The organism is Streptomyces sp. NPDC004658 (assembly GCF_040609555.1).
In the GTDB taxonomy this organism is placed as follows: domain Bacteria; phylum Actinomycetota; class Actinomycetes; order Streptomycetales; family Streptomycetaceae; genus Streptomyces.
Genome location: NZ_JBEXKG010000265.1, coordinates 1 through 6,313 on the forward strand (window position 1 = coordinate 1; position 6,313 = coordinate 6,313).

At 75.4% G+C, this 6,313-nt stretch carries 2 protein-coding genes; both read right to left on the reverse strand.

Annotation, left to right across the window (positions count from 1 at the left end):
* Positions 1 to 3,953, reverse strand: a 3,953-nt coding sequence (locus ABZV94_RS39330; protein ID WP_356349509.1) for an amino acid adenylation domain-containing protein, incomplete at its 3' end; no start/stop codon positions are given.
* A gap of 466 nt (positions 3,954 to 4,419) precedes the next feature.
* The coding region (locus ABZV94_RS39335) for an AMP-binding protein (RefSeq protein ID WP_356349511.1) at positions 4,420 to 6,313 on the reverse strand (1,894 nt) is incomplete at its 5' end.

The window sequence follows — 6,313 nt, forward strand, 5'->3', positions numbered from 1 at the left end:
GGCGCCGGCGGCGGGCCGGGGCGGGGCGAGCGCGGCGCGGGCAGCGCGCGCCGGTCGAGCTTGCCGTTCGACGTCACCGGCAACTCGGCGAGGGGGACGAACTGTTCGGGGATCATCGCGTCCGGCAGCCGCTCGGCCAGATACGCCCGCAGCGCGACCGGTGTGGCCGAGCCGACGACATAGGCGACCAGGCGGGGAGCCCCGTCCCCCTCCGCCACGGCGACGACGGCGCTGGTGCGGACACCGGGGGCGCCGGACAGCACGGAGGCGATCTCGCCGGGCTCCACGCGCTGGCCCCTGATCTTGACCTGGTCGTCGATCCTGCCGAGGTACTCCAGCCGCCCGTCGGCGCGTCGGCGGGCCAGGTCCCCGCTGCGGTACATCCGCACACCGGGACGGAGCGGATGGGGCACGAACCTGCGTGCGGTGAGCGCCTCGTCGCCCAGATAGCCCCGGGCGAGTCCGGCGCCGCTGATGCAGATCTCCCCGGGCACCCCCAGGGGCACCAGCCGCCCCTGCTCGTCGAGCAGATCGACCGCCTTGTTGGCGATCGGACGCCCGATCAGCACGTCTGCGTCCGCCGGATCGACCTCGGACACCGTCGTCCACACGCTGTCCTCGGCGGGGCCGTACTCGTTGAACAGCCGCGCCCGGGGCACCAGCGCCGCGTGCCGCTGCGCCAGGGCGGCCGGCAGCCGCTCGCCGACCAGGACCACCTGCCGCAGCGACCGCAGCTCTTCGGCCGGCCCGTCCAGCAGCACGTCGTACAGGCTGGGCACCAGCATGACGTGGGTGATGCGGTGGTCGGCGACCGCCGTCCGCACGGCGTGCGGATCGAGCAGTTCCGTGCGGGAGAGCACCACCAGCGGGGTTCCGGCGGCCAGCGCGGAGAACACGTCGCTGATGCCGCTGTCGAAATGGACCGGCGGGATGTTCAGCACCCGCGACGCGCCGTCGAGAGCGTAGTAACCCACCCTGTGGTGGACGGTGTTGACGATGCCCCGGTGCTCGACGGCCACCAGTTTGGGTAGCCCGGTCGACCCGGAGGTGCAGATGGCGTAAGCGAGATCGCCGGGTGCGGCGCCCGGCGGTGCGACCGGGTGCTCCGGTGCGGGAACCGGCTGTCGCGGGTCGAGCACGGGCACCGAGGTGATCTCCCGGCACAGGGACGCGTACGGGCCGTCGGCGAGGACCGCGACGGCGCCGCTGCGGGCGAGCACGGCCGCCGTCCGGGCCCGGGGCTGGAGGGGGTCCAGGGGGAGGAACGCGGCACCGGTGCGCAGCACCGCGAGCAGCGCCACGACCAGCCATTCGGTCCGTTCGCAGACGACGGCGACGAGCGCGCCCGGCGCCGCCGGGGCCGCCGCCCGCAGCGCCGCGGCGAGCCCGGCCGCCGAGCGGTCCAGTTGCCCGTAGGTCAGGGTGTTCGCCCCGCACGTCACCGCCGGGTCGCCGGGGCGCCGCTCGATCTGCCGGTGCACCAGGTCGAACAGGGTCCGCTCGCGGGGGTACGGCGCTGCCGTCCGGTTGACCTCGTGGATCAGGAAGTCCCGCTGGTGCGGCGGCAGGACCGGTACCGAGCCGACCGCGGCGTCGGCGCGGTCCAGCAGTCCACCGAGGAGTTCGCGGAACTGCTCGGCGATGCGCTGCGCCGTCGGCCGGTCGAACACGTCGTCGCGGTAGTGGACGCGCACCGCGTCGGCGCCGCCCCCCGTCACGAACGCGAACATCAGGTCGAAGTCGCTGACGAGGGGCTCCCGCGGCAGCCGTACCACCTCGTCGGCGGTGCCCGGGTAACGCTCGACCACGGTCTCCACGAACACGTCGAACAGCGGGTTGCGCCCGGGGACCCGTTCCGTGCCCAGGTCGTCGACCAGCGCGTCGAACGGGTAGCGCTCGTGCGCCATCGTCGCGTGGGCCGTCCGGCGCACCGCCGCCAGCGCCGACCGGAAGGGCAGCTCCGGGTCGATGGCGGTGCGCAGCACCACCGTGTTGGCGAACATGCCCACGGAGGACTCGCTGCCCGGCTGGCCGCGCCCGGCGACCACGGTGCCCAGGGGCATGTCCCGCTCGCCGGTCAGCCGGTACAGCAGCACCCGCACCGCCGCCACGCAGACCATGAACGGGGTCACGTCGGCCTCCCGGCAGAGCAGGGCGAGCGCGCCCTCCGGCAGGTCCAGCGGGACACTCACCATCCCGCCGCCCGCCCGGCGCGCCGCACTCCGCGGCCGGTCCAGCGGCAGGTCCGCCGGCGGCGGCCCGTCCAGCGCCTGCCGCCAGTACGCCCGGTCCCGCCTGCCCTCCGGCCCGTCGAGGTAGGCCGCCAGCCACGCGGTGTGGTCCCGGTACTGGACGGGTACGGGCCGCGGCGCGGCGCCCCGCAGAGCGGCGAGAAGGTCGCTCAGGATGACGGACAGGGACCAGCCGTCGCAGGCCGAGTGGTGCACGGTGAGCAGCAGGACTCCGCAGCCGGCGCCCTCGTCCAGCCAGCGCGCCCGCAGCAGCCGTCCGCTGCCCAGGTCGAAGCGGTGACGCTGCTCGGCGGCGACGGCGGCGTCGAGGGCCGCCGGTGCCTGCGCCGGGGTCACCTGCTCGACGACCAGGTCGGGCCGGCACCGGGCGACGTCCAGGACGACCTGGTCCAGCCGGTCCCCGTCGGCGACGAGCGCGGTGCGCAGCGCCTCGTGCCGCTCCAGCACCGCGTCCAGGGCGGCCGTCAGCGCCCGAGGGGTCACCGGCACGCCCAGCCGGTAGGCCTCCACCATGTTGTAGGTGCGCAACTCCTCGTCGTCGTACCGCTCCAGGAACCACATCCGCCGCTGCGCGTTGCTCGCGGGCTGCCTGCGGGAGTCCGACGGGGGCTCAGGAGCCACGGGCAGGGCCGCGTGCGCGCGGATGTGCGCGGCGAGCCCTTCGGGGGTCCGCAGGGAGAAGACGTCGCGCACCGTCACATGGCCGGTGACCGCGCCGGCGAGCTTGGCCACCAGCAGCGCGGCGGTGAAACTCTGCCCGCCGGCGTGGAAGAAGTCCTCCGAGCCGGAGTGCGGAGGGCGGCCGAGGACGGCGGCCCAGCAGTCGGCGACGGCCCGCTCCACCACGTCGGCGGGCACCCAGTCGGCCGCGTCCGGACCTCCGGCAGAGGGCTCCGGCGGTGACGCCTGCCGCGACGGCGCGTCCTGTGCGGGGCCGAGGACGAGCAGGCGGCCGTCGGGGTGCCGCAGGCCGCGCTGTGCGGGTCCGGCCGCGGACTCCGGCCCGGGCCGCACGGCATGAACGTCTCCCGGTACGCCGACGGGTGCCGGGGTGCCGTCCGGCGCGCGGACGACGAACCCGTCCGCCGCCATGGCCTCCAGCTCCGCCCGCTGTCCGGCGCCCAGGACGTCGACCTCGGCGACCGGCGTGCGCGGAGCGCGTGCGATGTCGCACATCGCCGCCGCCACACAGCGCACCGTGGAGGCCAGGCCGGCGGGGACCGCGTCACCCGGTGTGGACAGCCGCAGCCGCAGGCCGCCGGCGTCCCGGTCCAGGCGCAGCACGGCGTCGGCCTCGGGGCGCACGTCCGCGGGGTGGACCCCGGCGCAGACGACCGCGAATCCCGAGAGGACCGCGGGATCGGCGGCCTCCGTGGCGGTCAGCCTGGCCGCTACGGCGGACCTGTCGTCCCAGGCCAGGGGCATTGCGTCCTCGAACTCCCGGTGCAGGGCGCCGAGGAGGTCGGCGACCGTCCCGGCGGCCGGGACGGGGGTGCACAGCGCGAACTCGCCGCCCGCGCGGAGGGCGTGCGGCACGGGCGAGACGACGGGCATGGTGGTGTTCCCGGTCAGCCTGGCGACGACGATCCGCACCGCCGCGACCGTGATCAGGAAGAGCCCCAGGGGGTCGCCGCCCGTGAGCCGGTCGAGTTTCGCCGTGAGTTCCGGCGGAACCAGGCCGGGGCGGACGGCTGGTGTCACCGGGCCGGCCGGCGGCCCCAGTTCCGAGCGGAGCGCACCATGGAGCCGGGAAGGCCACGCGTCGACCACAGCGGCATCCGGCACCTGCCTCATACACCCAGCCCTTTCGACGTCACCCTGCGGTTCCGGCGGGTCCGCGGCAGGGCGGGCGGCCGAGGCCGCCCGCCCTGCCCGGTGCACTCGATCAGCCCTGGAGCCGGTCGTAGGACTTGTACTTTTTCACCTTGTCGCCGAGCTTCTTCGGCTTGTCCGCCTGAGGCTGGACCTTCTCCATAACCTCTCCTCCTTTGTCTGGAATAGCGTCACCGGGGTCGGCGGCGACCGTCAGATAATATTTCCCTGCACGCTCGAAAAGCAATGGGAGAATGACGATGAATGCAGCGGCCGATTAATTTTGGGCAGCAGAAAATAAACACTCGGAGCGGTAATTCGATTTCCGACCTGTCCGATCCGTTTCGGCTTATGTCTACGACATGACCCGTCTCCCCAGCGCGCGCACCAGCCGGACGGCGCGATCGGTGTCCCGCGCACTGCGCTCGACGTCCACCAGCACGCCGGGGTCCGGCGGGCGGCCCCCGGCCAGCTCGCGCAGGGCCCGCGCCGCGGCGGACCCGCCGTCCAGGGCGTCCACTTCCGCGGCCAGCTCCGTCAAGTCCCGTACCGCACGGTCGTGATCGGTCCGGGCGGGCGGCCCCACCGAGATCCAGCGGGAGCCGTGTACGTCGAGGCCCAGTCGACCGCCCTGCCCGCGCAGTGCCGCCGCGGCCCACCCGGCGACCGGGTGCCGCCCCAGGCCGGCCGCGACCACGACGGGGGACAGTGCCGCCGCCAGCGAGGCGAGCTGCCGCGCGGCGGTCGGCGCCCGCTCCTGGGCGGCCAGGCGGGCGCTGGTGTCCAGCAGCAGGCGCAGGGCCGCACCCAGCCGGCCGGGATCGGTGAGCCCCGCCAGGGCCGTCATCCACCGCTCCCGGCCGGGCCCGGTCAGCCGTATCCCGTCACCGTCCACCGCGGTCAGCCAGCGGCCGGAACGGCCCGGTGCGGGCGGTGACTCGGCCTCGGCGAGGAACTCGGCGAGGAACTGCCCCGCCTCGGGTCCGTCGAAGAGGCCGTCCGTCCCGCCGGCCGGTGCGGTCGCCGGGCGCACCCCGGGACGGGGCAGGGGCGGCGCGGGAGCGGGCTCCGTCAGGGCCCGGTGGTCCACCTTCCCGTTGCCGGTCACCGGAAGGGTGTCGCGCACCTGTACCGTCCGCGGTGCCACGCCCGGGGGCAGACGCGCCTCGGCGTACCGGCGTGCCTCGGCCGCCAGCGCGGGCCACCGCTCGGCGGGCCACGGCGAGGTGACCCAGGCCGTGAGGTGCACGGCCGGACCGTCGGACACCGGGGCGACGGCCGCGGCGAGCACCCCCGGACACTCCGCCAGTACGCACTCGACCTCCGCCAGCTCCACCCGCGTACCGGCGACCTTCACCTGCCGGTCCAGCCGGCCGAGGAAGTCCAGCACCCCGTCGGCTCCCAGCAGGACGCGGTCGCCGGTGCGGAAGGCACGCGGCCCCGAGGGAAGCCGGACGAAGGCGGCGGCGGTCTCGGCCGGAGCGTGGAGGTACCCGTCGCTGAGGCACGGCCCGGACAGGTACAGCTCGCCCGGCACGCCCGGCGGCACCGGCCGGAGATCCTCGTCCAGGACATGGATGTCCCGCCCGGGCAGCGGACGCCCGACCGGCAGCAACGTCCCGGGCGTCGCCCGGTCCCCGGTCACGTCGTACACGGTCGCCGTGATGACCGCCTCGGTCGGACCGTAGGCGTTGACCAGCCGGACGCCGCGCCAGGCGGAGGCGAGCCAGCGCCGGGCGGTGCGCCGGTCGGCGGCCTCGCTCCCGATGACGACGCAGCGCAGGGTCGGCGGCGGAGCCAGGTCCGCCAGCCCGCCGGGCCCGGTGACCGCCTGGCTCCAGAAGGCCGTCGGCAGCTGCCAGACGGTGATGCCGTGCGCCATGGTGGCGGCCACCAGCTCCCGCGGCGCCCACAGCTCGGCGGCACGCAGCACCAGCCGCCCGCCGCCGGCGAGCGCCGTCCAGGTCTCCTCCAGCGCGACGTCGAAGGCGGGTGACGCGAACTGGAGCGAGGTGTCCCGCTCGGTGAGGGCCAGGTGGTCCGTCATGGCGCGCACATGCCGGGCGAACGCCGCGTGCGCGACCACGACGCCCTTCGGCGCCCCGGACGAACCCGAGGTGAACAGGACGTAGGCCATGCCGTCCGGGCGCGGACCCGGCAGCGCCGGCGCACCGGCCTGCGCCGCCCGCGCCCCGGCCGCCGGATCCAGAACGGCAACGCCCGGATCGCATCCGGCCGTTCCGCCCGGC